This window comes from Chitinophagaceae bacterium (genome assembly GCA_016717285.1).
Lineage (GTDB): Bacteria > Bacteroidota > Bacteroidia > Chitinophagales > UBA10324 > JACCZZ01.
Genome location: JADKFU010000005.1, coordinates 1,940,270 through 1,962,695 on the forward strand (window position 1 = coordinate 1,940,270; position 22,426 = coordinate 1,962,695).

Genomic DNA, 22,426 nt, shown 5'->3' on the forward strand with positions numbered 1-22,426 from the left:
GCATATTGCAAATGCGCAAAGAAGTGGAAGGGCTGGAAGCAGGTGGATCGATCTGATACACATCACGCTTTCCCTGACCATTCCTGAAAATATATCTTTGCACAAATTTTTATAAAATGAATAATGCAATCTATCAGACCGATTTTCAGTTTCCTCAGCAAACCGGTGTTTACCATGGCAAAGTACGTGACGTGTACACCATTGCTGAAAAATACCTTGTAATGGTTGCAACAGATCGCATCTCCGCATTTGACTTCATCCTGCCACGACCCATTCCATTTAAAGGACAAGTGCTGAACCAGGTAGCTGCACAATTTCTGAAGGCCACTTCCTCCATTGTTCCAAATTGGGTGGTTGCAACCCCAGATCCCAATGTTACAATAGGAAAAAGGTGCAATCCATTCAAAGTGGAAATGGTGATCAGGGGCTATCTGGCAGGTCATGCGGCGCGCGAGTATAAGCTTGGAAAAAGAATTTTATGCGGAGTTCCTTTACCTGAAGGCATGAAAGAAAATGATCCCTTTCCACAACCCATCATCACACCAAGCACGAAAGCATCTGCCGGTCACGATCTTGATATTTCACGAGAAGAAATAATTGCTCAGCAAATTGTTCCCAAAGAGATTTATGAACGTCTTGAAGATTATACAAGAAAGATATTTGAATTTGGCAGCCAATTCGCAAACGAACGCGGATTAATTCTGGTGGATACAAAATATGAGTTTGGTGAAATGAACGGCGAACTTTTTTTGATTGACGAAATTCATACGCCTGATTCATCGCGCTATTTCTACCTCGACGGATACCAGGAGCGTCAGGAAAAAGGGCAACCACAAAAACAGCTCTCCAAAGAATTTGTGCGCGAATGGCTGATCGCAAATAATTTTATGGGTAAAGAAGGACAACAGATTCCGGAAATGTCTGACGGATGGATCAGTACCATTTCTGATCGTTACATTGAATTATTTGAACGGATCACCGGTAATAAATTTGAAAGGAACGCAACAGAAAATGTGAATGCCCGAATTGAAAAAAATGTAGTGGCAGCTTTAGCAACATTGAATTTACTATGATCTAAGTCATGCTGAATGATTTCTTCAGCACTTAATTTTGCTATGAAAAAAGCAAAATCGCCACATCTCAGAAAGAATCAAATTACACTTAGTCAGAGTCAGCGATTAGCAGGTTAAATCATTAACTATGAAAAACTCAATGTTGAAATTGCCTTTGGCAGTTGCACTTTTTACCGTCACTTTTTCTTATTTCACAAGTTGCACTTTTGACAAGAGTTTCCCTGATCCAACCAATTATGGCAATCCTGTGTGTTACGAAACTGAAATATTTCCGTTGATTCAATCCAACTGTGCAAAATCAGGTTGTCATGATGCTATTACGCAGGCAGAAGGTTATAACTTTTCATATTATGATGGTATCATGAAAGCTGTAAAGCCAGGCAAACCGAATTCAAGCAAATTGTATGAGTCAATAAATGGTAAAGGAGAAGAGATGATGCCTCCGCCACCTAACGAAACACTTAACAGCGAGCAGGTTAACACTATAAAAATATGGATAGAACAAGGTGCGACTAATGCGCCTTGCATTACAATGACTTGTGATACAACTAATATTACTTATACCGCTACCATTATTCCTATACTGCAAACAAATTGCCTCGGTTGTCATGCTAATACATCAACAGGTGGTGGAATTTTATTAAACAGCTACGCAGCAGTTTACGATCAGGCAATATCCGGATCGCTGATGAATTCAATTACCTGGAACGGTGGTGTAACTCCAATGCCATATAATGGAAGTCAACTCGATGACTGCAGCATTAAGCAAATTGATTTGTGGATTAAAGCCGGAGCACTCGATAATTAAATCACCTTTCATGTCAGATCAATAACGTAACAGATCCGGGAAATTCTAATTATTCAATAGTTGAGAAGCAGCCAAATAGTTTTTATCAGGAAAATATATAAACAGGCAGGAACCGTTTTTCAAGCTATTCACAATGCCTGAACACTCTGCTACCGGAACAGCTGGACAGCCCTGGCTTCTTCCAAGTCTTCCGTTTTCTCTTATAAAATCGGCACATACATAATCGGCGCCGTGCATTACAATTGCACGGTCAAACGCATTGTTGTTAATACCAGGCTCCACTCCCATCAACCGAAGCGATAAACCATGTTCGCCCGAATAAGTTTCGAGTGTAGTATAAAAACCAAGACTTGATTTATAGGAAGAAGGTTGATTCGAAAATGTTTGCGCAAAATCCTCTCCTGTATTTCTGCCATGTGCCACATAGGTTTGAAACAAAATTTTCCGCTGATCGAGGTCAATCACATACAATCTTTTTTTGCAGGAAGATTGACTGAAGTCGGCAATGGCGATGATATTACTTTGAGATAAACGACCTTCTTCCTGCAATTTATTACGTCCTTTCAAAGCAAGACTCCATGCATCGAATGACAATCCGCGGCTAAGAAGATCTGTTGATTTATAAAGTTCTGAACTGTAACTGACGAGGCTATCAATCGTTGAAGTTTCCATTACCGCTTTGCTTCCCGGAAGGAAAGAAAACAATAAAGTGAAACAGGGAAGTAACAGTAAGAAAAAGAGAGAACGCAAAATTTTCATTTGGTATTCGCTTGATAGATTCATCAAAAGGAAATCAACACAAACTGTAAGGGAATCATTAGCCGCAAAAAATCCTGTCTTGATTTTGTTTCTACAACCTTAGTATTAAGGTACCATCAGATTCGTGCAAATTAAAGTGTTACAATCCGTAAAAACAAAAAAAACCGAGGGAACGGAAAAGCGGTCTTATTTTTCTTTATCCTAAATTTCTACATTTACTCCCATCATATAAGAAACAGATGGAACAAACACAAGGTACTTTCAGAAGAGAAATTAAATTGATAGACGGAGTAATGCTCGTAGCCGGAACGATGATCGGTTCCGGGATTTTTATTGTGAGTGCAGACATCGCGCGCAATGTGGGCTCTTCAGGATATTTACTTTTAGTTTGGGCATTATCGGGATTTCTAACTGTTATTGCCGCCTTGTGTTATGGTGAACTGACCAGCATGTTTCCAAAAGCAGGTGGTCAATATGTATTTCTTCGCGAAGCCTATAATCCGATGATGGGTTTTCTTTATGGCTGGACCTATTTTCTCGTGATACAAACAGGAACTATGGCCGCGGTGGCCGTTGCTTTCTCTAAATTTACCGGTGTATTTATTCCATTTTTTGGACCGGGTAATGTTATTGCTGATCTTGGTTTATTGCAAATTACCACCCAACAAGTGCTGGCAATTCTCGTCATTGCATTGCTTACTTATGTAAATATTCAGGGAGTACGATATGGTAAATGGATCCAGACTTTTTTCAGTGGCACAAAAATCCTTGCCTTGTTTGGGTTGATTGCCATTGGAATTTTTGTAAGTAACAGTGACGCCATCATGCTAAATTTTACGCACATGTGGGATGCAAAAAAAGTGGTGGTGGAAAACAACCAATTGATAGATCGAATTCCCATCAGTGGTTGGGCTATCATTGTTGCGATTGCCTCTGCCATGGTGGGCAGCATGTTTTCAATGGATGCCTGGAACGGAATTACCTTCACCGGAGATGAAGTGGTGAATCCAAAGAGAAATATTCCGCTGAGTATGGCGATTGGTGTGGGCCTGGTTTCGTTGATCTACTTGTTGCTGAATGTTGTGTATCTCACAAATCTTCCACTGGAAGGTGTTCCAGGAGAAGCAACACGTGTAGTATTTGAGCGCGGAATACAGTTTGCAACAGATGATCGTGTTGGTGTGGCGGCAGCGGATGCCATGGCAGGTCATACTGCTGTTTTGATGGTGGCAGCATTGATCATGCTTTCCACCTTCAGTTGTTTGAATGGATTGATATTGACAGCACCAAGGATGTTTTATAAAATGGCGGAAGACAAATTGTTTTTCAATAGCATGGGAAGATTGAACAGCAATGGTGTTCCGGCAGTTGCAACCATCTTTGCTTCCATCTGGGCCTGCCTGCTTTGCTTATCAGGAACTTACGGTAATCTGCTAGACTATGTGGTTTTTGCAGTTCTTTTGTTTTACATTTTTACAATTGCAGGAATCTTTATACTGCGCAGAAAAATGCCTGATATGCCCCGCGATTATAAAGCATTCGGTTATCCTGTTTTACCCCTCATTTATATTGGGATGATTTGCCTGATTTGCGGAATTTTGCTTGTCTATAAGCCGCAGTATACCTGGCCTGGATTTTTTATTGTGGCATTGGGAGTGCCTGCTTATTATTTGTTTAAGCGTTCCGCGACATAAGGAGGGATGAGGTTTTGAAATGTTTAGGAGTTAAATTGTTTGAAATGTTTCGGGTTTATATTGTTTAAATTGTTTACCACCTTCCCGTTGTAAGTCCTTAGTCCGGAGTCCCTGGTCGTTAGTAGTCTTTAGTTTTGTTGCAAAATCCTATCTTATACGTCCCAAATTAATTCCTAATTCCTAATTCTCTCAAAGTTTTTTCAGCAACGCTTCCGCTTCCACGCGATGTTCTCCATTCAGGTTTATCAACTTTTGCAGAATGGCAGTAGCAGTCCTCTTATCCCCTTTCTGTACGTAAGCCAGCGATTCATACCAGAGCGCAGCTTCATAATAGGAACCGTTTTTCTTATTGTCGAGTTTCTTCAATTTACCAAGCGCAGCATCAGCATTGCTAATTGCCAGGTAACTTACACCTGCATAAAAATTAGCTGCGTCATTGTTATTGTCTTCCTTTAATACCTTTTCGAATCCATTGATAGCTTCCACATAATCAGTTGCATGATAATAATCAAGCGCTGCTTTCATATTGGTTTTTATTTCATCTAATTCACGCTGTCTTGCAATGGCATAACCATCGTTCGGATCATTCGAACTGCTTATGCCTTCAACAGAACTTAAGGTTGATGCAGGTTGCTCAACAAATTGCTGACTATTGGGAACAGCTTTAGATGATGGTGGAACAATAGAATTGTCACTGGCAATTTTTTTATTTTCGAAAACTATCGTCTTGTCCTGAATGTCTTCCTCAGAGAGAGCTGTCTCTGATTTTACGTCATCTTTGTAAAGTGTTAAATCAGGTACTGATTGTACCTCTTCAGCTCTCTCCGATTCCGTATTTTGATTTTGGTTCGCTGCGGCAGGTTCCTTTGTAGTGACGATTGCCTTGTTTTTCGAAACAACAATGGAATCGCTGAAGGCACTTTTCTGTTCCTCTTTTACACTTGCATCTGAAAGAACCGTTGGTTCGTTAAGTGTTGACGGCGAAGGATACGGCTTAAACTCATTGGTAAATATTTTCTCGGCGGATTTATTCAGGTTATTGTTAATGAACCAGATGCTACTCATCAGAATCACCAATGCAGCGGCAAGTTGCAGCCATCTGTTTTGCAAACTGATTACACGAGAATTCGCGTTTGACTTTTTCCTGATTACTTCATGAATCACTTTCAAATCCTGTTGCGCCTTTCCGGGATTGTTTATTTTCATCATGCCGTCCACAGCATCCGACAGAAAAGGATCGTCAGCCATTTTCTCTTCTACCCAACGCGACTCTTCCGGAGATGCAAAGCCATTGACATACCGTAACAAGACATCCTGCGGCACATCACCCTGGTGATCAGCAAATATGTTATCAGACTTTGGCTTCATATTGCTTGTTTATCAGGTTCTTTAAGTTCCGCTTTCCATTCTGAATAAAACTTTTCACCTGTTTAAAATCAAATCCTGTTTCTTCCATCACCTGCTGATAACTTTTTTCCTGAAGGTAGAAAAGCTCAATGCACAACCTTTGTTCGGGGGGTAATTGCAAGACTGCCTTTTCTACAGTATCCAGCTCCTCTTCATTCTTCTGTTCGCTATCAAGATGCATGTTTGCATCCCATTCCATAACCGCAATGAGTTCTTCCTGTAGTTCCGGCCGATTTTCAATTCTGCCTTTGTCCTTTCTGAACTTCATCAGACAATAATTCTTCGCTACACTATATAACCAGCCTTTGAAATTTTCGACTTCGTGCTTTTTCAGGTCGTCCAGCAATTTCACAAAGATTTCAATGGTAGCATCACGGCTGTCTTCGGTGTTCTCCAGGTACTTCATGCAAACACCATATACAAGGTGAGTGTATCTTTCGTACAATTCACCCACGTATCTATTGTTACCGCTCTCACGATATTCAGCAATCAGTTCAGGATCACTTACTGATTTAATATTTGGAAGAATGCTCAAATTGAAATGAAAGTTCAAAACAAAGAAACACAAACGACCTACACCATCCTTTAGTTGCCCGAACGAACGGTTGACATTGGCAATTTCGTAAAAAGAGAATATCCAATAATACTTGTTTTATCAACCAATAAATGGGGAGTCAGAAAATAGAAAACCAAAACTCATAACGTTAACTGCAGTTCAATCGGGCAATGGTCGCTTCCCATTACATCGGCATGAATTCTTGCATTGGTTACCATTCCTCTTGCTTCTTTTGAAACAAAGAAATAATCAATTCTCCAACCTACGTTTCGTTCACGGGCCCGGGTTATCTGGTCCCAATAAGTATAACAATCCGGTTGCTGGTTGAATTCTCTGAATGTATCTATGTAACCCATCTCCACAATTTTATCCATCCAGAGACGCTCTTCTAACAGAAAGCCGCTTGTGTTGGCATTTTCTTTTGGACGGGCAAGGTCAATTTCCTTATGCGCTGTGTTATAATCACCGCAAATAATAATATTCTTTTGCTGTGATCGTAACTGTTCTGCCCGTTGAAAGAGTGCGTCATAAAAATCAAGTTTGTATTTCACCCGCTCCGGTCCTCTCCCACCGTTCGGAAAATAAACATTGAACAATACAAATTTTTCAAACTCCATTTCAATCACGCGGCCTTCGCCGTCAAACAAAGAATTGCTTAATCCATTCTGCACGCTCAAAGGTTCCTGTTGCGTATAAATAGCCACACCGGAATATCCTTTCTTCTCCGCCGAATTAAAATAACTCTTATAATCTTCAAAATTTACTATTTCATGGTCAAGCTGATCGACATTTGCTTTCGTTTCCTGCAGACAAAGAATATCAGGTGCTTCCGCTGAAAACCAATCTGGAAATCCTTTTTTCCATGCGGCCCGTATTCCATTCACATTCCAGCAAAGTATTCGCATCTTGTTACCTGACATGCTTTTATTATTTTAGGTTGAAGAATTTTAATTTTGAACGCTGCAGAGCAACCGTCAAAAATTCAAGGGATTCAAAAATAATAAAATTTCAAACTGCCCGGATTCACTTTATTAACTTTCCAATTAAGCCAATACATGATTACGTGGAATGATTTTGAAAAAATAGAAATACGGGTGGGAACGATTGTAGGAGTTCATGATTTTCCGGAAGCCAGAAATCCATCATATCAACTTACCATTGATTTCGGTACACTTGGATTCAGAAAATCATCAGCCCAACTTACTGCGCTTTATACAAAAGAAGAGTTGATACATACACAGGTTATTGCAGTATTAAATTTTCCGCCAAAACAAATTGCCAATTTCTATTCTGAATGCCTGGTATTGGGCGTTGTGGGAGAAAACAAAGATGTCATCTTGATTCGACCGGAAAGAACAGCACAAAACGGATGGAGAATCGGCTGAAAGCATGACTACGGTATTTACATTGCGGGAATGGCGAGACGATGATGTTGATTCATTGGTGAATGCTCTCAACAATAAAAACATAAGCAAAAATCTGCGTGATTCATTACCTCAACCTTATACTCCTGAAGATGCAAAAATTTGGATTGAGAAAAACAAATCAATAGCACCTTCAACCAATTTCGCGATAGCAATTAATGATTTTGCTGTTGGAGCAATCGGCATTGTGCTATTAAAAGATGCGGAAAACATGAATGCCGAACTTGGTTACTGGCTGGCAGAAAATTATTGGAATCAGGGAATCATCAGTGAAGCGGTGAATCAAATGGTGGCTTACACTTTTAAAACATTTCCTGTAAACAAAATGCTCGCCTGTGTATTTGAAACTAATAAAATATCCGTGCGAGTACTGAAAAAATGCGGATTTAAGCTGGAGATTGTATTGAAAAACCATGTGCTTAAAAATGGCGTGGTTATGGATGAATTTCGTTTTCTGTTAAGCAAGCCAACACTGGTTTAAATTTATAGTTATCAGAACAAACTCAACTGAGATTTTTTTTCACTGTTATCAAACAATGTATAATCCAATTCAGGAAACACTTTGCCTGCAAAATATTTTCTTTTTGAAACGGTAAAAAGCTGACGGATCGATTCTGCCACTTCGCCTTCACCTTTCATGCGAACACCAAAGCGGCTGTCGTTCAAATTTCCACCATGCAGCGAACGGATATGCTGCAGTACTTTTTCAGCACGATCAGGAAAATTCTTATGAATCCAGTCTGTAAAAATTATTGCTACATCACCATTTAACCGAACCATTGTGTAGTGAGCCGACAGTGCTCCTGCTTCAGAAACGCGCTCCAGAATTTCCGGGATTTCATCGCTGTTGATGAATGGAATAATTGGCGCGACATTCACATTCACCGGAATGCCATTTGACGCCAATATCCGAACGGTTTCTATCCTGCGTTTCGCTGTTGCCGTTCGCGGTTCCATCAGCAGCCTCAATTTTTCGTTGAGTGTTGTGATAGAAATCGTGACGGAAACTAAACGCAACTCCGCCATTTTTGTAAGTATATCGAGATCACGCAGGATCAGTGCATTTTTAGTGATGATGCCGACCGGATGCCTGTGTTTCAATAATACTTCGAGCATGCGCCGTGTAATCTGAAGCTTACGTTCAAGCGGCTGATAGCAATCGGTATTTCCGGACAGCATGATTGACTGTGCAATGTGCTTCTTGTTTTGTAATTCCTTATCCAACAATTCCGGTGCTGATGGTTTGGCAATGATGCGACTTTCAAAATCGAGCCCTGCGTTAAACCCCCAATAAGTATGCGTATTTCTTGCATAGCAATAAATGCAGCCATGTTCGCAGCCCTGGTATGGATTCATGGAAAATGCCATTCCCAGATCAGGGCTTTCCACCTTATTCAGGATTTTTTTCGGATGTTCCATAAACACCTTTGTCAGCGGATTAGAGATTAATGGCTCATCCAATCCTTCTTTATGTTCTGCAACATATTCGTGCTTCAGGTATTTGTTACGTGGTTTTATTTGCGCGCCACGTCCTTTAAAATAATCTTCGTTATTTTCAATTGATTGCATTGTCGCCTTATTCAGTATCAATAAAGTAGCAAACAATTTCAAATAAAACCAATTGAAATAATTATCCGGTATTGTTACCACAGTCTATATGCGATAACAATCATCATGCAGCTATTATCTATTCCAAAAAACAGGACTGCAAATAATTCATCTGTGTCACTTCAATATTTCAAAAGGCAGCATAGCTTGTGATGAAGCAGATTGAATGCGGCAATAGTAAATGCCGTCCGCTATGTTTGCAGGAATTGAAATCGCGAGGTTTTGTTTTCCTTTAGGAAGAAATCCGTTATACAAAGGAGCTACCGTAACACCTAAAGCATTACAAAGTGAAATGGAAACATTGGCAGGTTGCTCAATATCACAGATTACTGATGTGAATGTGGAAGCGGGATTCGGAAATAACTGAAATGAAAAACCAGGCGATTTAACGGAACCAATTCCAATAAATAAACCCGAATAGCGTGCAATCATGGCATCTTGTCCATTGTATCCTCCCGCAATCAACTTACCATCTGATTGAATGGTAGAACAGGTTGCAATAGCGGCATTTGATCCGAAATTATTTTCCGCAATTCCATTGCTGCCGAATGTATTGTCAGGAGCACCTGAGCTCAGCATACGCATCATGATAAAGGATTCATCGGAAGAAACATTTGAAGCATAACCGGTGAGCACAATCTTATCATCGGGCTGAATCAGGCAGGATGTGGCACTGCTTGAAGTTATGCCCCATGGCAACATTTGCTTGCCTCCTCCCTGGAAGGTAGCATCTAAGGAACCATCCGGATTGAAACGCGCGACACAGGCACTGGATGATAAGGTATATACTTTGCCGACTGCAATAATCTTTCCGTCAGTCTGTAAAGCGATTTTTGTAAGAAACTGATTGGTACCGGTCCCAAAGTCCAGCGTTACGATGCCATCGCTGTCGAAAGTGCTGTCGACTGAACCATCGTTATTAAACCTTGCCAGGTAAAACCAATTAAGATCAGTTACAGGATCCATGTAGTAACCGGCTGCAATAAACTTTCCATCAGCAGGTTGCTGCACTACATCAATGAAATTGCCAAAATTTGCAATTTCCTGGATTATGGTATAACCTGTTGATGTACCAAATGTAGAATCCAGTGTACCATCGGGCTTATAGCGCAAAATAATGGGCTTTAAAATATTATCAACAAGTGTTTGTCCTACACAAACCATCTTTTCGTCCGGCTGAATGATGAATCCATGTGCGAGATCATAAGAACTATTTATATCAGTTACTGCTTTTCCATTATCAGCAAATGTATTGTCAACGGTGCCGTCAGGCAATACACGCACAATAAAAAAATCGGACTTGCGGCTTCCAAAAAACAATAACTTACCACTGCTCTCCAATTGTAAATCCGTGAAATAAGAATTCGCGAATGTTGGCGCAGTTAAAGCTATAAATGCCTTCGAATTGAAACTGGTATCGGGAGAACCGTCCGTATTAAAACGGCAGATGATAGGAATAAGAACTGAAGTTCCTCCATCAGGGTCAGTGTATTGGGCTGATCCGCTCATTACTATTTTGCCATCCGGCTGCATGATGACACCAGTGATATCGTCAGAAAATCCGCTGATATCAACCAGCGAACTTCCATTAATTCCAAAAGTTGCGTCAGGAACACCATACTGACAAAACGCTGCAAAAGGTATCACTGCCAGTAACAAAAAACTACCTGCTAACCGATAAAAAGAATTCATACTGTTTATTTATTTAAGCCGAAAAGTTAGTTATAAATTTCAAAACCCACTTTGAGATGTATTATTTACCCATGAAAAGGTCACATTAATAATTCAGCCACTAATTTAAAAGGCCATACGATGGCAGTTATTGATAAGGTATAGAATAATTGTTTGAATAACTTTGCGGTCCTTGATTTATGAAACTAACTGAAGAATTAGCCCGCAGAAGAACATTTGCCATCATCAGTCACCCTGATGCAGGAAAAACCACGCTCACTGAAAAGTTTTTGCTCTACGGGGGTGCAATACAAGTGGCAGGTGCGGTAAAATCCAATAAGATCAAACGGGCAGCTACTTCCGATTTTATGGAAATTGAGCGTCAGCGAGGTATTTCCGTAGCTACCTCTGTAATGACCTTTGAATACAACCAAACGCTGATTAACCTGCTTGATACACCGGGTCACAAAGACTTTGCGGAAGATACCTACCGGACACTTACCGCCGTGGACAGTGTGATTTTGGTGATTGATTCTGTAAAAGGTGTGGAAACGCAAACAGAAAGGTTGATGGAAGTTTGCAGAATGCGCAAGACACCTGTAATTGTGTTCATCAATAAAATGGACCTGGAAGGACGTGATCCGTTTGATTTACTCGATGAGCTTGAAAAGAAACTGGACATCAGGGTTCAGCCGCTAAGCTGGCCTGTTAACAAAGGTTCTGAATTTAAAGGCGTCTACAATTTGTACGATAAAACACTTCAGCTTTTTCAACCGGAAAAACAAACCATTGAAAAAGACCGCGTAGAAATTAATAACCTTGAAGATCAACTCCTGGATGAAATAGTACCTCGTGATGCGTCGCAATTGCGGGAAGATGCACATTTACTCAGCGGCGTATATCCTGATTTTGATGTTGAAGATTATTTAGCGGCGAACATTGCACCAGTATTTTTCGGAAGTGCACGTAATAATTTTGGCGTAAAAGAATTGCTGGACACATTTATCCGTATTGCACCAACGCCTCAAAGCCGTGAAACGGATAAAAGAGTGGTACACCCTGAAGAAGAAGCTTTTACCGGATTTGTTTTTAAGATACATGCGAACATTGATCCCAAGCACCGCAACAGAATTGCGTTTGTTAGAATCGTATCGGGAAAATTTGAGCGCAACAAATACATTTATCATTGCAGGTTAAAGAAGGAGCTGAAGTTCAGCAGTCCTGCAACATTCCTTGCATCAGAAAGAAATATTATTGAAGAAGCATTTCCGGGCGATGTGATTGGCTTATATGACACAGGGAATTTTAAGATTGGTGATTCTTTATCAGAAGGTGAGGTATTACAGTTCAGAGGTATTCCCAGTTTCTCTCCGGAAATATTCAAAGAACTTATCAACCGCGATCCGATGAAGACGAAACAACTGGAAAAAGGCATCGAGCAGTTAACAGAAGAAGGCGTTGCGCAGCTATTTTATCAGCAACATGGCAGCAAGAAAGTGGTGGGCGTTGTAGGCGATCTGCAGTTCGAAGTGATTCAGTATCGTCTTAAAAATGAATATGGTGCTTCCTGTGAATTTATTCCAAAAGACATTCACAAGGCTTGCTGGATTACTTCCGGTGATAAGAAAAAGCTCGATGAATTTATCCGCTTTAAGTCACAAAATGTGTTTAACGATAAGGACCAACACCTCGTTTTTCTTGCGCCTTCAGAATGGTTATTAAGAGTTACGAAAGAAGCGAATCCTGATATTACGTTTCATACCACAAGTGAATTTAAAACGGAAGGGGAAGTGGGAATTAAGAATTAGGATGTGCCAATGGTTTGATGTGCCAATGTGCCAATGCAGAAGTAACGACTCATGACGAATGACGAATGACCCAATGACTCTAACGACTAAGGACTAAGAACTCACGACTTTCTCACTACTCACTACTCTTCAAATCAACACTTCCCGGATGCAGGAGATCGGAATATCAATTCCTCCTTTCAATTCAATATGCGAGTCACTTGTATCCCATACAGTGGTTTCTACCATACGAAGTCCCTCTGAACATTCCAAGATGATTCTCACTTTGTGTTTTTCTCCGTTACCCAATAGCATGGCTTCTTCCAGTAATATTTTCCGGAGTTCAATTTCATACTGACTATTTAATACCTCATATTGTATGAAATGATACGTTGCTAATTCTTCTTTTTCTACAAGTGGAATGTCCATGGTGGAGAAATTTAACCGTGAAATTTAATGAATTCATGCTAACTTTTAAAAATCATTCAATGCTCATTAGGATTTTGTTGATGCGCTTACCCTTCGGCTAAACTCAGGGGCCACTCTTCGGCTGCGCTTACACTGAGCGAAGCCGAAGTGCTAAACGACAGCGTATTTAACTTTTACACAACATTTATGTTCGATTCAGATGACTTATTTTTGCCAATTCACGCTGAGATTCGCTGGCTGTAATTGAATAACAATATGAGATATGTAATATTAACAGTGTTTTGGATAACACTTTCACAAATACTCTTTGCACAAAATTCACCTTCCGCCAATGGAGGAAATGCCAGAGGAAAGCAAATGAATACCGGGCGTTTCTACGGCAGGATACTCGATGATAAAACGGGTAAAGGAATAGAATTCGCTACTATTCAACTCTTCCAGGTAAAATATGATTCTGTAAAAAAAAGGCAAACAAGAACGCTGATTACAGGTGGATTAACAGAATCGAATGGTGATTTTAATCTTGAAAACCTGCCTGTGAAAGCTAAATTTTTGTTACTCGTTACTGCAATCGGTTATGATTCCTTAGAACAACAAATAGCATTCGATAGTAAGCCCGGCCAGCAAGGCAACATGCAGCAAATGATGAGTTCCACCGATAAAGATCTTGGAAACTTTAAATTAAAGCCACTTGCTATTACCTTGTCAGAAGTGGTGGTATCGGGGGAAGAACCACTCTATAAACTCGAAATCGACAAAAAAGTCTATAATCCAGATAAGGACCCTTCCAATGCGGGAAGCACAGCCGATGAGGTATTGAAAAAAGTGCCTTCCGTATTGGTCGATCTTGATGGAAACGTAACATTGCGCAATGCAACGCCGCAGATTTTTGTGGATGGAAGACCCACTACCCTTTCCATTGATCAGATTCCTTCTGATGCTATTGAAAAAATTGAAGTGATCACTAACCCATCTGCAAGCTACGATGCTTCAGGCGGTCAGTCAGGCATCATCAATATCGTAATGAAAAAAAGCAGGCGTGTCGGATACAATGGTAACCTTCGCGCCGGCATCGACAAACGGGGCAAACCGAATGCAGGTGCTGATATCAATGTGCGGGAAGGCAAAGTGAATGTTTTTGCCAATGTGAATTTCATGCAACGCAAGTCCATCAGCTATAGTAACACCGAACGATATAATTTATACGGAGATCCGCTCACCAATATTTACCAAATAGATACTCCGATAAATAACAACCAGTTTTTCTCTGGTGGCGGTGGCATCGATTATTTTCTCAACAACAGAAATACCATTACGTTGAGTGGAAACTATACGCAGGGAAAATTTAATGCAACAGACGAGTTATTCCTTGTAACTGACACATTACATAATTCAGGGATCACCAGCAGTAATGCAATCCGCAGCACCGAAAGTGACCGCAATTTTCAAAACAAAGGCGGTTCACTGTTATTCAAACATCTTTTCCCAAAAGAAGACAACACGCTTAGTGCGGATGTGAATTACAATCAAAGCACAAGTGAAAACACCTCTTTATATCTAACGCAATACTATGATGAACAGGAAATTCCGATTGGTACAGAAGGCAGGCAAGAACAAACTGGTGGTGGCACCAATAAAGTTTTCACTGCGCAAACAGATTATGTAAATGTGGTGAAAGAGAATAGGAAAGTGGAAGCCGGAGCCCGTGGCGCACTTAGAAGTTTCACAGCGGAAAACCATGTGTATGTACTTAATGACTCACTGGATTACCTCGTTGAAATTCCAGACATCAATAACTATTCCTATACCGACCAGGTGTACGCCGGCTACGCTACCTTCACTAGTGCAATTAAAAAATTCGAGTACAAGGCAGGATTGCGCGTCGAGAGTTCTTTTTATTCAGGAACACTTACCAATGAAGGACAAACTTTCAAAAATAATTTTCCATTGAGTCTTTTTCCCAGTGGGTTCATCAGCTATGCTTTGACTGATGAACGATCATTATCACTCAGCTATTCACGAAGGATTGACCGTCCCAACTTTTTTCAACTGATGCCTTTTACTGATTATTCCGATTCATTAAACCTTCAAAAAGGGAATCCCGACCTGTTACCGCAGTTCACCAACACGTTTGAATTCAACTTCGATCAGAATTTTAATAAGTCGAACAGCCTGCAGGCCACCACCTATTTCAAGTATACAAATGGCCTGATTACGCGTTACCAGGAACTTACTTTCGACAGTGCTTCCATGGAAGAAATTATTATTAATACCTATCAAAATGCGAATTCAAGTTACCTGATGGGACTGGAATTCACTTCCAGCAATTCGATCAAAAAATGGTTTAACCTTACTACAAATGTTAACCTATTTCAATCCTATATTGACGGAAGCAATATTGAAAGCGACCTGACCAATAGTCAATTCAGTTGGTTTGCAAAAGTGAATGCCACCTTTAAATTGCCACTGAATTTCACGCTACAGTTAAGCGGCGACTATCAATCTAAAACTTCCGTTCCACAATCCGGTGGAGGTGGTGGCGGTGGACGAGGTGGTGGAATGGGCGGCGGTGGTGGCTTTGGCACTCCTCCTGCAACTTTGCAGGGTTATGTGAAGCCGGTGTATGGCGTTGATTTTTCAGTGAAGAAAGAATTTCTGAAAAACAAAGCAGCGGCACTTACATTGAGCTTTACAGACATTTTCCGGACTAGAAATTATACTACTTATTACGACACAGATTACTTCACACAAACGTCATCGCGCTTTCGCGATCCGCAGTTTATCAGGTTGAATTTCAGTTATAAATTTGGAAAGTTTGATGCCTCACTCTTCAAAAGAAAGAATACCAATGGCGGGGAGATGATTCAGGAAATGGGAGGAGGAGGTTAAATTATAAATTGTTTAAGTGTTTAATTTCTGGGCTGCCTTGATTAGATGCCAAGCAACAATTAAACAATTTGACGAAAGGTTTAACTATTTAATTATTGACCTGTCTTGATTAGATGCAAACAACAATTTATCAATGCAACAATTAAACAATTCTTCAATCAATTCACATCCGGCAATAAAGAGTTATCGACTCCATACTCCAACATTTGTTTCGTAAAGTCATCCGGATACTCAACTTTCACATCAGTAATTTTTTCGCCATCCATCACTGGCACCAGTCGCGGCTGAATAAATCCTTTGTAAGGGGCGATGTTGAGTTTTTTGAATCTTTCCAAAACTTCTTTGTGTAAAGCAGGATCTACTTTTACGCCATAAGTTTCTACCAAAGCACTTCCTGCCTTGTAGTCTCCTTCTGATTTGATGCGCTGTACTTCACGAAGCAAATTTCCAAAAAGTGTGCGGAGCTTAGTGTAATCACGCACTACAAAATAAGTCTTGCCATTATCCAACACTTTCTCAATCACATTTTCCTGCTTGCCATTTTCATAACACCAGGAAGCGATCATCTGCCTGTTGCGCATGTGTGATTCTTCAAGCTGATTTTCATCTTCCGGCAAACGGGTTAACTGTATCATCATGCCATTGGCAATGTACCGGTCGTACTCCGATTTTCCTGCATCGGCAGTCGGCATAACACCAATCTCCACCAGCTTGGGATCAATCATATAATAAAGCGCCACAAGATCGGCACGTGCTTCTTCCAATGTGTTCGCATAATTTTTTAATGTTTCGTTGAATGATCCCACTCCAACATTCATCTGGCCTGAAGCATGTCCGATCACTTCGTGCATATCCGTATGAAGGTTATCAGTAATCGAACCGAATTCTTTCAAACGGTTTTTAACCGTGTCGCTGTAATAAAATTCTTCGAGCACACCACTTGTCTTTCCATCCTCGGAATAAGCATGTGTAATGTTGCCGATGGTGACAGATTTTGAACCAACATCCTCCCTGATCCATTCCGCATTAGGAAGATTGATTCCAATGGCAGTAAGTGGTGCCAACGCACCACACTCAACAGCAACATTGATCACTTTCGCGGAAACACCTACTACATTCTTCTTCTTGTGTTCAGGCATCAATGGTGAATGGTCTTCAAACCATTGCGCCTGATCGCCAATTGCTTTAATTCGTTTGGTGGCTTCCATATCTTTAATGGAGACATAAGCTTCCCATGAACCTTTATACCCGAGCGGATCATGATATACTTCAATAAACCCATTTACGAAATCAACCACTGAAGTATCTTTTACCCATTCAATGGAGTATTCGTCAAACTTCTTAAGATCACCTGTCTTATAAAAGGCAATTAAAAGGTTAATAAGGTTTTGCTGGTGTGGGTTTTCAGCAACTGCAGCGGCTTTTGACAACCAATACGTAATTTTTTCAATGGCAGGACCATACATCCCTCCTTGCCTCCAGATTTTCTCTTCCATCTTTCCATCTGCCAGCTTTAATAACTTTGAATTCAAACCATATGATGGCGGTGTTGTATCAGTTTTGTTATTCATGCTTTTATAGAAAGCTTCCACTTCTTTCTCAGTAACATTCTCATAGAAATTAACTGCACTGCTTTGAATCAGGTCACTTTTATTATCAAGGTTAACTCGCTTTGGTGCCACTTTCGGATCGAAGATGATGGGTGAAACAAAAGCAATAAAATCAGTAACCGACTGACCATTTGCAAGTGGAAGTTTAGCACTATCGCATGCATTAACCTGTTTGGCAAACCATTCCTGCGTAAACTCCGGCATCAGCTTATTATTTGAATATACATGGTGAATGCCACTTGAAAACCATACCCGCTTTGCATACACCATCAATTTAACGCCTTCATCACTTGTCAAGTCGCTATTATCTGAACTGATGATTGCTTCCAGCGTGCGGCGAACAACAAGATTGTACTGATAACTTTGATCGTAAAAAATGTCACGACCTGCAAGCGTCGCTTCATACAAGTAATAAGCGAGTTGTTTTTGTTGCAGACTCAATTGTTCGAAACCGGGAACTTCATATCTCAGTATTCTAAAATCAGCAAACTGCTCTGAATAAAAAGTGAAGTCGTTTACCGGTTCAGCGGTTTGTTTTTGCCCGGATTGATCAGTACAGGAGAAATAGGATGCAGAAAGAATCATAACAATAAGAACAGTGAAAAGAAGTTTTGGTTTCATCCGTTTTTTTTAGAAGTTCAAAGATAAAAAAAGAGTGCATTGATTTTTATTTGCAATCAGGAGATGAAGAGAATTTATAACGCTACTTAAAATGCTACCTGCGATTACTATTCAAATAAGCAATGATTTTCATGTAATGTTGAATTTGCATAGCGTAGCGCATTAATTATAAAAAAAGCATATTTATTAAACGTGCACACCTGACAAATTCCTTAATAAAAACAGCATAGTTATAACTATACTTTTCGTTTATTTGCCCTCCAACATGAGAGAAAATTTCTACAAGCAATTGATTGATTCCATAAGATCCCGTTTATCTTGTTTATTGGATAGATTAACCTGTTACATCATTATGATGCCGCTAATGTTTTTAGGACATCTTTTTCACCCTCTTTCTCTCTTTCTCCCGATAACCGCTACTAAAAAAAGAATCGCAACTTTTTATGCCCCGATAATCGGATTCATTCTTTTAATGTGCCTGTTTGAAGGTGCTGTCTTTGCCCAACCTGGCTCTTCCAAACCAAACATTGTGATCATCATGCTTGATGATGCACGTTATGACATGTTTGCACCCAATGGAGGACCCTCATTTTTCAGCACACCATCAGTAAACCGCATTGCAGATGAAGGAGTCAACTTTAAGTTCACAGGTGTAACCACTTCCCTGTGCACACCAAGCCGTGCTTCCATTTATACGGGTCTGTATGCACACCATCATGGAACCTTTAACAACCAGACTTCGCCCAAGCCCGGCTTGACATATATTTCTTCCATCCTACAGGACAATGGATATAAAACAGCCTTTATCGGAAAATGGCTGCTCGATTTTCATGTTCCGGATGAACCCATTGGTTTTGATTTCTGGGCAATTACCGATTCAGCTGATCATGACAGCATCGTGATGAGGTTCAATGATGGAACCAGTGCTTATTATCCGCAAAGTGAGGCGGTCGTATACACAGATCTCGGAATTAACTTTGTTGAAAATCAAGTGCCCGAAGGAGCCCCATGGGCATTGTTTCTCTTTTACCGCTACCCGCACCTTCCATGGGAGCCATTGCAGGGAGAAGAAACGTTGTATCAGCAATCGGCAATTAATTTTCCTGACAATACACCGAAATACACAAAAAATTTCCCCTCTTATTTATATCCTGCACATGAATTCTTAGGTGATTCCGTCGAACTTGATCAGGAAATCAGGGATTATTATGAAACAGCACATGCTGCAGAATACTGCGTAGATACCGTTTTAGGTTACCTCGAACAAAAACAAATTCTTGATAGCACGCTCATTATTTTTTCCAGTGACAACGGGTATTTGCTTGGTGAACATGGCATGGAGAAGAAAATTATGGCGTATGAAGAATCCCTTCGTGTTCCATTGTTTATTCGCTATCCTGCATGGTTTCAGGCCGGTACTGTTGTAGAAAATGAAATTGCGGCCAATATTGATATTGCGGAAACACTTCTGGAAGCGGCCGGCATACCTGATACTTTTAACATGGACGGCGTTTCTCTTCACAAACTGGCCCAGGGACAGGAGCATCGAAAATATTTTTTCTACGAAAACTATCCGGACGGAGGAAACAGATGGGCAGCTGTGAGATCATTGCAACATATATACATCTATAGTCTGTGCAGCAGTCCTACCGAAGAGTTTTATGATCTTACCATCGACCCAAAAGAAAATAACAATCTCATTTTTGATCCGGCTTATGCAACCCTTATTCAGTCCTACCGGATAAAGTTTGACAGTCTCCGGTTAGCAACAGGCGATACTGTACCTTTTGATCTTGGAGGATGTAAACTTGAATCCGCTTATTTTCAGGATGCAGACGGCGATCAGTATGGTAATCCATTACAACGGAAAGATGCGGCGACTCCGCCTGTTGGTTATGTTTTGGATTATACTGATTGCAATGACGCTGTGTCTACTATTCATCCTATGGCAACTGAAACTTGTAATAGTGTGGATGATAATTGCAATGGGAACATTGATGAAGGATTAATTTTTGTAACCTACTATACCGATGCTGATGGCGATGGCTTCGGCAATTTTTCAGATGACGGTGATACTTTATGCAACAATCCGGGCATCGGTTTTTCCACCACTCATAATGACTGTAATGATGCAAATGCAGGTATCAATCCGAATGTTATTGAAAGCTGCAATGGAATTGATGATAACTGTGATGGAATCACTGATGAAGGATTAACAGTCATTTATTTTCCTGATACCGACGCTGACGGATATGGTGATTTCACAAATCCCGGTACATCGCTCTGCAGTAATCCGGGTGTCGGTTTTTCTGTCATTGGTGGTGATTGTAACGATAATAATGCGGACGTACATCCGAATACAACTGAGAGTTGCAATGGCATCGACGACAATTGTAATGGGTTTACCGATGAAGGATTGATCTTCGTGACCTATTATATCGATCTTGATCATGATACTTATGGCGATTTATTGGCGACTCCAAATTCCTTGTGCGAGAATCCCGGGACAGGATATTCCATTAATCATACTGATTGCAATGATGTAGTTGCGACCATCAATCCCGGCTCGGTTGAAATTTGTAACACTGTTGATGACGATTGTAACGGAACTGCAGATGATGGATTGGTCTTTATTACATATTACACTGATGCTGATTTTGATGGATCCGGAGATTTGTTTGATGGGGGAAATTCACTTTGCATTAATCCGGGAACCGGATTTTCTATCAGCAATACAGATTGTAATGATGGAAATCCGCTTGTCAATCCTGCAGCAATTGAAATTTGCAACAACATTGACGACAATTGTAATGGAACCGCTGATGATGGTTTGATTTTTACTACCTACTATGTTGATGCTGATATGGACGGTTTTGGACTTTTACCCGATGCCGGAAGTTCGCTTTGCATTAATCCGGGAGTTGGATTTTCTGTCAACCATACCGATTGCAACGATGGAAATGCACTCATCAATCCTGCGGCTCTCGAAAGTTGTAACAGTATTGATGACAATTGTAATGGCGGGACTGATGAAGGTTTAATCTTCACAACATATTACACCGACCTGGACAATGACGGCTTTGGAGATCTGTCGAGTGCAGGCAATTCTGTCTGCGATAATCCCGGAAATGGATTTTCCACCAACCATACAGATTGTAATGATGCGAATCCACTGATCAATCCCTCAGCCGTTGAAAGTTGTAATACGATTGATGATAACTGCAATGGCACGGCTGATGAAGGAATAATATTCATTACGTATTTCACAGATCTCGATCATGATGGGTTTGGTGATTTATTGGATGCAGGTAATTCATTGTGTAATAATCCGGGAACAGGATTTTCAACGAACAATACAGATTGCAATGACGCGAATCCACTGATCAATCCTTCAGCCCTTGAAAGTTGTAACACCATTGATGATAACTGCAATGGAACGGCTGATGAGGGAATAATCTTCGTCACTTATTTCATAGATACCGATCACGATGGATTTGGAAATTTGTTGGATGCAGGTAATTCTCTTTGTAATAATCCGGGAACTGGCTTTTCAACTAACAATACAGATTGTAATGATGCGAATCCACTGATTAATCCCTCAGCCGTTGAAAGTTGTAATACGATTGATGATAACTGCAATGGAACGGCTGATGACGGATTGACTTTTATTAGTTATTACGCTGATGTGGATGATGATGGATTTGGTGATTTATTGGATGCAGGTAATTCTCTTTGCAATAATCCGGGAACAGGATTTTCAATGAACAATACAGATTGCAATGACGCGAATTCACTGATCAATCCTTCAGTTGTTGAAAGTTGTAACACCATTGATGATAACTGCAATGGAACGGCTGATGAGGGAATAATCTTCATTACGTATTTCACAGATCTCGATCATGATGGGTTTGGTGATTTATTGGATGCAGGTAATTCATTGTGTAATAATCCGGGAACTGGCTTTTCAACTAACAATACAGATTGCAATGATGCGAATTCACTGATCAATCCTTCAGTTGTTGAAAGTTGTAACACCATTGATGATAACTGCAATGGTACGGCCGATGAGGATTAATCTTCATTAGTTATT

16 protein-coding genes are annotated in these 22,426 nt (G+C 40.4%); 8 read left to right on the forward strand and 8 right to left on the reverse strand.

Features of this window, described 5'->3' with window-relative positions:
* The first annotated feature begins 116 nt into the window (after nt 1-116).
* Together IPO83_17625 and IPO83_17630 are read left to right on the forward strand one after the other, a co-directional pair.
* On the forward strand, nt 117-1,073 hold the full coding sequence (locus tag IPO83_17625; GenBank protein ID MBK9733075.1) for a phosphoribosylaminoimidazolesuccinocarboxamide synthase: 957 nt from the start codon (nt 117-119) through the stop codon (nt 1,071-1,073).
* A gap of 127 nt (nt 1,074-1,200) precedes the next feature.
* Nucleotides 1,201-1,881, forward strand: coding sequence for a hypothetical protein (locus IPO83_17630; protein MBK9733076.1), 681 nt, complete (start codon nt 1,201-1,203; stop codon nt 1,879-1,881).
* A 45-nt stretch (nt 1,882-1,926) separates the two neighbouring features.
* On the opposite strand, the gene IPO83_17635 is transcribed toward IPO83_17630, so the two are convergent.
* Nucleotides 1,927-2,640 carry a murein L,D-transpeptidase catalytic domain family protein gene (locus tag IPO83_17635; protein MBK9733077.1) on the reverse strand — a complete coding sequence of 238 codons (714 nt, stop codon included), beginning with the start codon at nt 2,638-2,640 and terminating at the stop codon, nt 1,927-1,929.
* A gap of 239 nt (nt 2,641-2,879) precedes the next feature.
* Between IPO83_17635 and IPO83_17640 the strand changes: the two genes are divergently transcribed.
* Complete coding sequence (locus tag IPO83_17640) at nt 2,880-4,334, forward strand: amino acid permease (GenBank protein MBK9733078.1); 1,455 nt, start codon at nt 2,880-2,882, stop codon at nt 4,332-4,334.
* A 189-nt stretch (nt 4,335-4,523) separates the two neighbouring features.
* On the opposite strand, the gene IPO83_17645 is transcribed toward IPO83_17640, so the two are convergent.
* The 3 genes from IPO83_17645 to xth form a co-directional block, all read right to left on the reverse strand.
* Nucleotides 4,524-5,702, reverse strand: coding sequence for a hypothetical protein (locus IPO83_17645; protein MBK9733079.1), 1,179 nt, complete (start codon nt 5,700-5,702; stop codon nt 4,524-4,526).
* Nucleotides 5,686-6,294 carry a sigma-70 family RNA polymerase sigma factor gene (locus IPO83_17650; protein ID MBK9733080.1) on the reverse strand — a complete coding sequence of 203 codons (609 nt, stop codon included), beginning with the start codon at nt 6,292-6,294 and terminating at the stop codon, nt 5,686-5,688. The genes IPO83_17645 and IPO83_17650 overlap by 17 nt, the downstream gene beginning before the upstream one ends.
* Nucleotides 6,295-6,437: 143 nt before the next feature.
* Complete coding sequence (xth, locus tag IPO83_17655; protein MBK9733081.1) at nt 6,438-7,202, reverse strand: exodeoxyribonuclease III; 765 nt, start codon at nt 7,200-7,202, stop codon at nt 6,438-6,440.
* A 150-nt stretch (nt 7,203-7,352) separates the two neighbouring features.
* Here xth and IPO83_17660 point away from each other — a divergent pair, with 150 nt between their 5' ends.
* Together IPO83_17660 and IPO83_17665 are read left to right on the forward strand one after the other, a co-directional pair.
* Complete coding sequence (locus tag IPO83_17660) at nt 7,353-7,682, forward strand: tRNA-binding protein (GenBank protein MBK9733082.1); 330 nt, start codon at nt 7,353-7,355, stop codon at nt 7,680-7,682.
* Nucleotides 7,683-7,686: 4 nt separating this feature from the next.
* The gene (locus tag IPO83_17665; protein MBK9733083.1) at nt 7,687-8,202 is read left to right on the forward strand and encodes a GNAT family N-acetyltransferase; all 516 of its coding nucleotides are present in this window, start codon (nt 7,687-7,689) and stop codon (nt 8,200-8,202) included.
* 11 nt (nt 8,203-8,213) lie between these two features.
* On the opposite strand, the gene IPO83_17670 is transcribed toward IPO83_17665, so the two are convergent.
* Together IPO83_17670 and IPO83_17675 are read right to left on the reverse strand one after the other, a co-directional pair.
* Complete coding sequence (locus IPO83_17670) at nt 8,214-9,290, reverse strand: PA0069 family radical SAM protein (protein MBK9733084.1); 1,077 nt, start codon at nt 9,288-9,290, stop codon at nt 8,214-8,216.
* Between the two features lie 156 nt (nt 9,291-9,446).
* A complete protein-coding gene (locus IPO83_17675; protein MBK9733085.1) occupies nt 9,447-11,021 on the reverse strand; it encodes a T9SS type A sorting domain-containing protein in 1,575 nt (524 codons plus the stop codon).
* A gap of 179 nt (nt 11,022-11,200) precedes the next feature.
* On the opposite strand from IPO83_17675, the gene IPO83_17680 reads away from it, so the two are divergent.
* Complete coding sequence (locus IPO83_17680) at nt 11,201-12,808, forward strand: peptide chain release factor 3 (protein ID MBK9733086.1); 1,608 nt, start codon at nt 11,201-11,203, stop codon at nt 12,806-12,808.
* Between the two features lie 129 nt (nt 12,809-12,937).
* On the opposite strand, the gene IPO83_17685 is transcribed toward IPO83_17680, so the two are convergent.
* A complete protein-coding gene (locus IPO83_17685) occupies nt 12,938-13,216 on the reverse strand; it encodes a hypothetical protein (GenBank protein MBK9733087.1) in 279 nt (92 codons plus the stop codon).
* A 255-nt stretch (nt 13,217-13,471) separates the two neighbouring features.
* Here IPO83_17685 and IPO83_17690 point away from each other — a divergent pair, with 255 nt between their 5' ends.
* Entirely contained in the window at nt 13,472-16,105 is a 2,634-nt protein-coding gene (locus tag IPO83_17690) for a TonB-dependent receptor (protein MBK9733088.1), read from the forward strand.
* Between the two features lie 158 nt (nt 16,106-16,263).
* On the opposite strand, the gene IPO83_17695 is transcribed toward IPO83_17690, so the two are convergent.
* Entirely contained in the window at nt 16,264-18,336 is a 2,073-nt protein-coding gene (locus tag IPO83_17695) for a dihydrofolate reductase (protein MBK9733089.1), read from the reverse strand.
* A gap of 472 nt (nt 18,337-18,808) precedes the next feature.
* Here IPO83_17695 and IPO83_17700 point away from each other — a divergent pair, with 472 nt between their 5' ends.
* Nucleotides 18,809-22,411 carry a sulfatase-like hydrolase/transferase gene (locus IPO83_17700; protein MBK9733090.1) on the forward strand — a complete coding sequence of 1,201 codons (3,603 nt, stop codon included), beginning with the start codon at nt 18,809-18,811 and terminating at the stop codon, nt 22,409-22,411.
* Nucleotides 22,412-22,426 lie beyond the last annotated feature (15 nt).

Excerpts from the sequence above, each read along its gene's own strand:
- IPO83_17700 (MBK9733090.1), top strand. The coding sequence starts at position 18,809 with ATGTGCCTGTTTGAAGGTGCTGTCTTTGCCCAACCTGGCTCTTCCAAA.
- IPO83_17640 (MBK9733078.1), top strand. The coding sequence starts at position 2,880 with ATGGAACAAACACAAGGTACTTTCAGAAGAGAAATTAAATTGATAGAC.
- IPO83_17665 (MBK9733083.1), top strand. The coding sequence starts at position 7,687 with ATGACTACGGTATTTACATTGCGGGAATGGCGAGACGATGATGTTGAT.
- IPO83_17660 (MBK9733082.1), top strand. The coding sequence starts at position 7,353 with ATGATTACGTGGAATGATTTTGAAAAAATAGAAATACGGGTGGGAACG.
- IPO83_17630 (MBK9733076.1), top strand. The coding sequence starts at position 1,201 with ATGAAAAACTCAATGTTGAAATTGCCTTTGGCAGTTGCACTTTTTACC.
- IPO83_17670 (MBK9733084.1), bottom strand. The coding sequence starts at position 9,290 with ATGCAATCAATTGAAAATAACGAAGATTATTTTAAAGGACGTGGCGCG.
- IPO83_17680 (MBK9733086.1), top strand. The coding sequence starts at position 11,201 with ATGAAACTAACTGAAGAATTAGCCCGCAGAAGAACATTTGCCATCATC.
- IPO83_17690 (MBK9733088.1), top strand. The coding sequence starts at position 13,472 with ATGAGATATGTAATATTAACAGTGTTTTGGATAACACTTTCACAAATA.
- xth (MBK9733081.1), bottom strand. The coding sequence starts at position 7,202 with ATGCGAATACTTTGCTGGAATGTGAATGGAATACGGGCCGCATGGAAA.
- IPO83_17625 (MBK9733075.1), top strand. The coding sequence starts at position 117 with ATGAATAATGCAATCTATCAGACCGATTTTCAGTTTCCTCAGCAAACC.
- IPO83_17695 (MBK9733089.1), bottom strand. The coding sequence starts at position 18,336 with ATGAAACCAAAACTTCTTTTCACTGTTCTTATTGTTATGATTCTTTCT.
- IPO83_17675 (MBK9733085.1), bottom strand. The coding sequence starts at position 11,021 with ATGAATTCTTTTTATCGGTTAGCAGGTAGTTTTTTGTTACTGGCAGTG.
- IPO83_17635 (MBK9733077.1), bottom strand. The coding sequence starts at position 2,640 with ATGAAAATTTTGCGTTCTCTCTTTTTCTTACTGTTACTTCCCTGTTTC.
- IPO83_17645 (MBK9733079.1), bottom strand. The coding sequence starts at position 5,702 with ATGAAGCCAAAGTCTGATAACATATTTGCTGATCACCAGGGTGATGTG.
- IPO83_17685 (MBK9733087.1), bottom strand. The coding sequence starts at position 13,216 with ATGGACATTCCACTTGTAGAAAAAGAAGAATTAGCAACGTATCATTTC.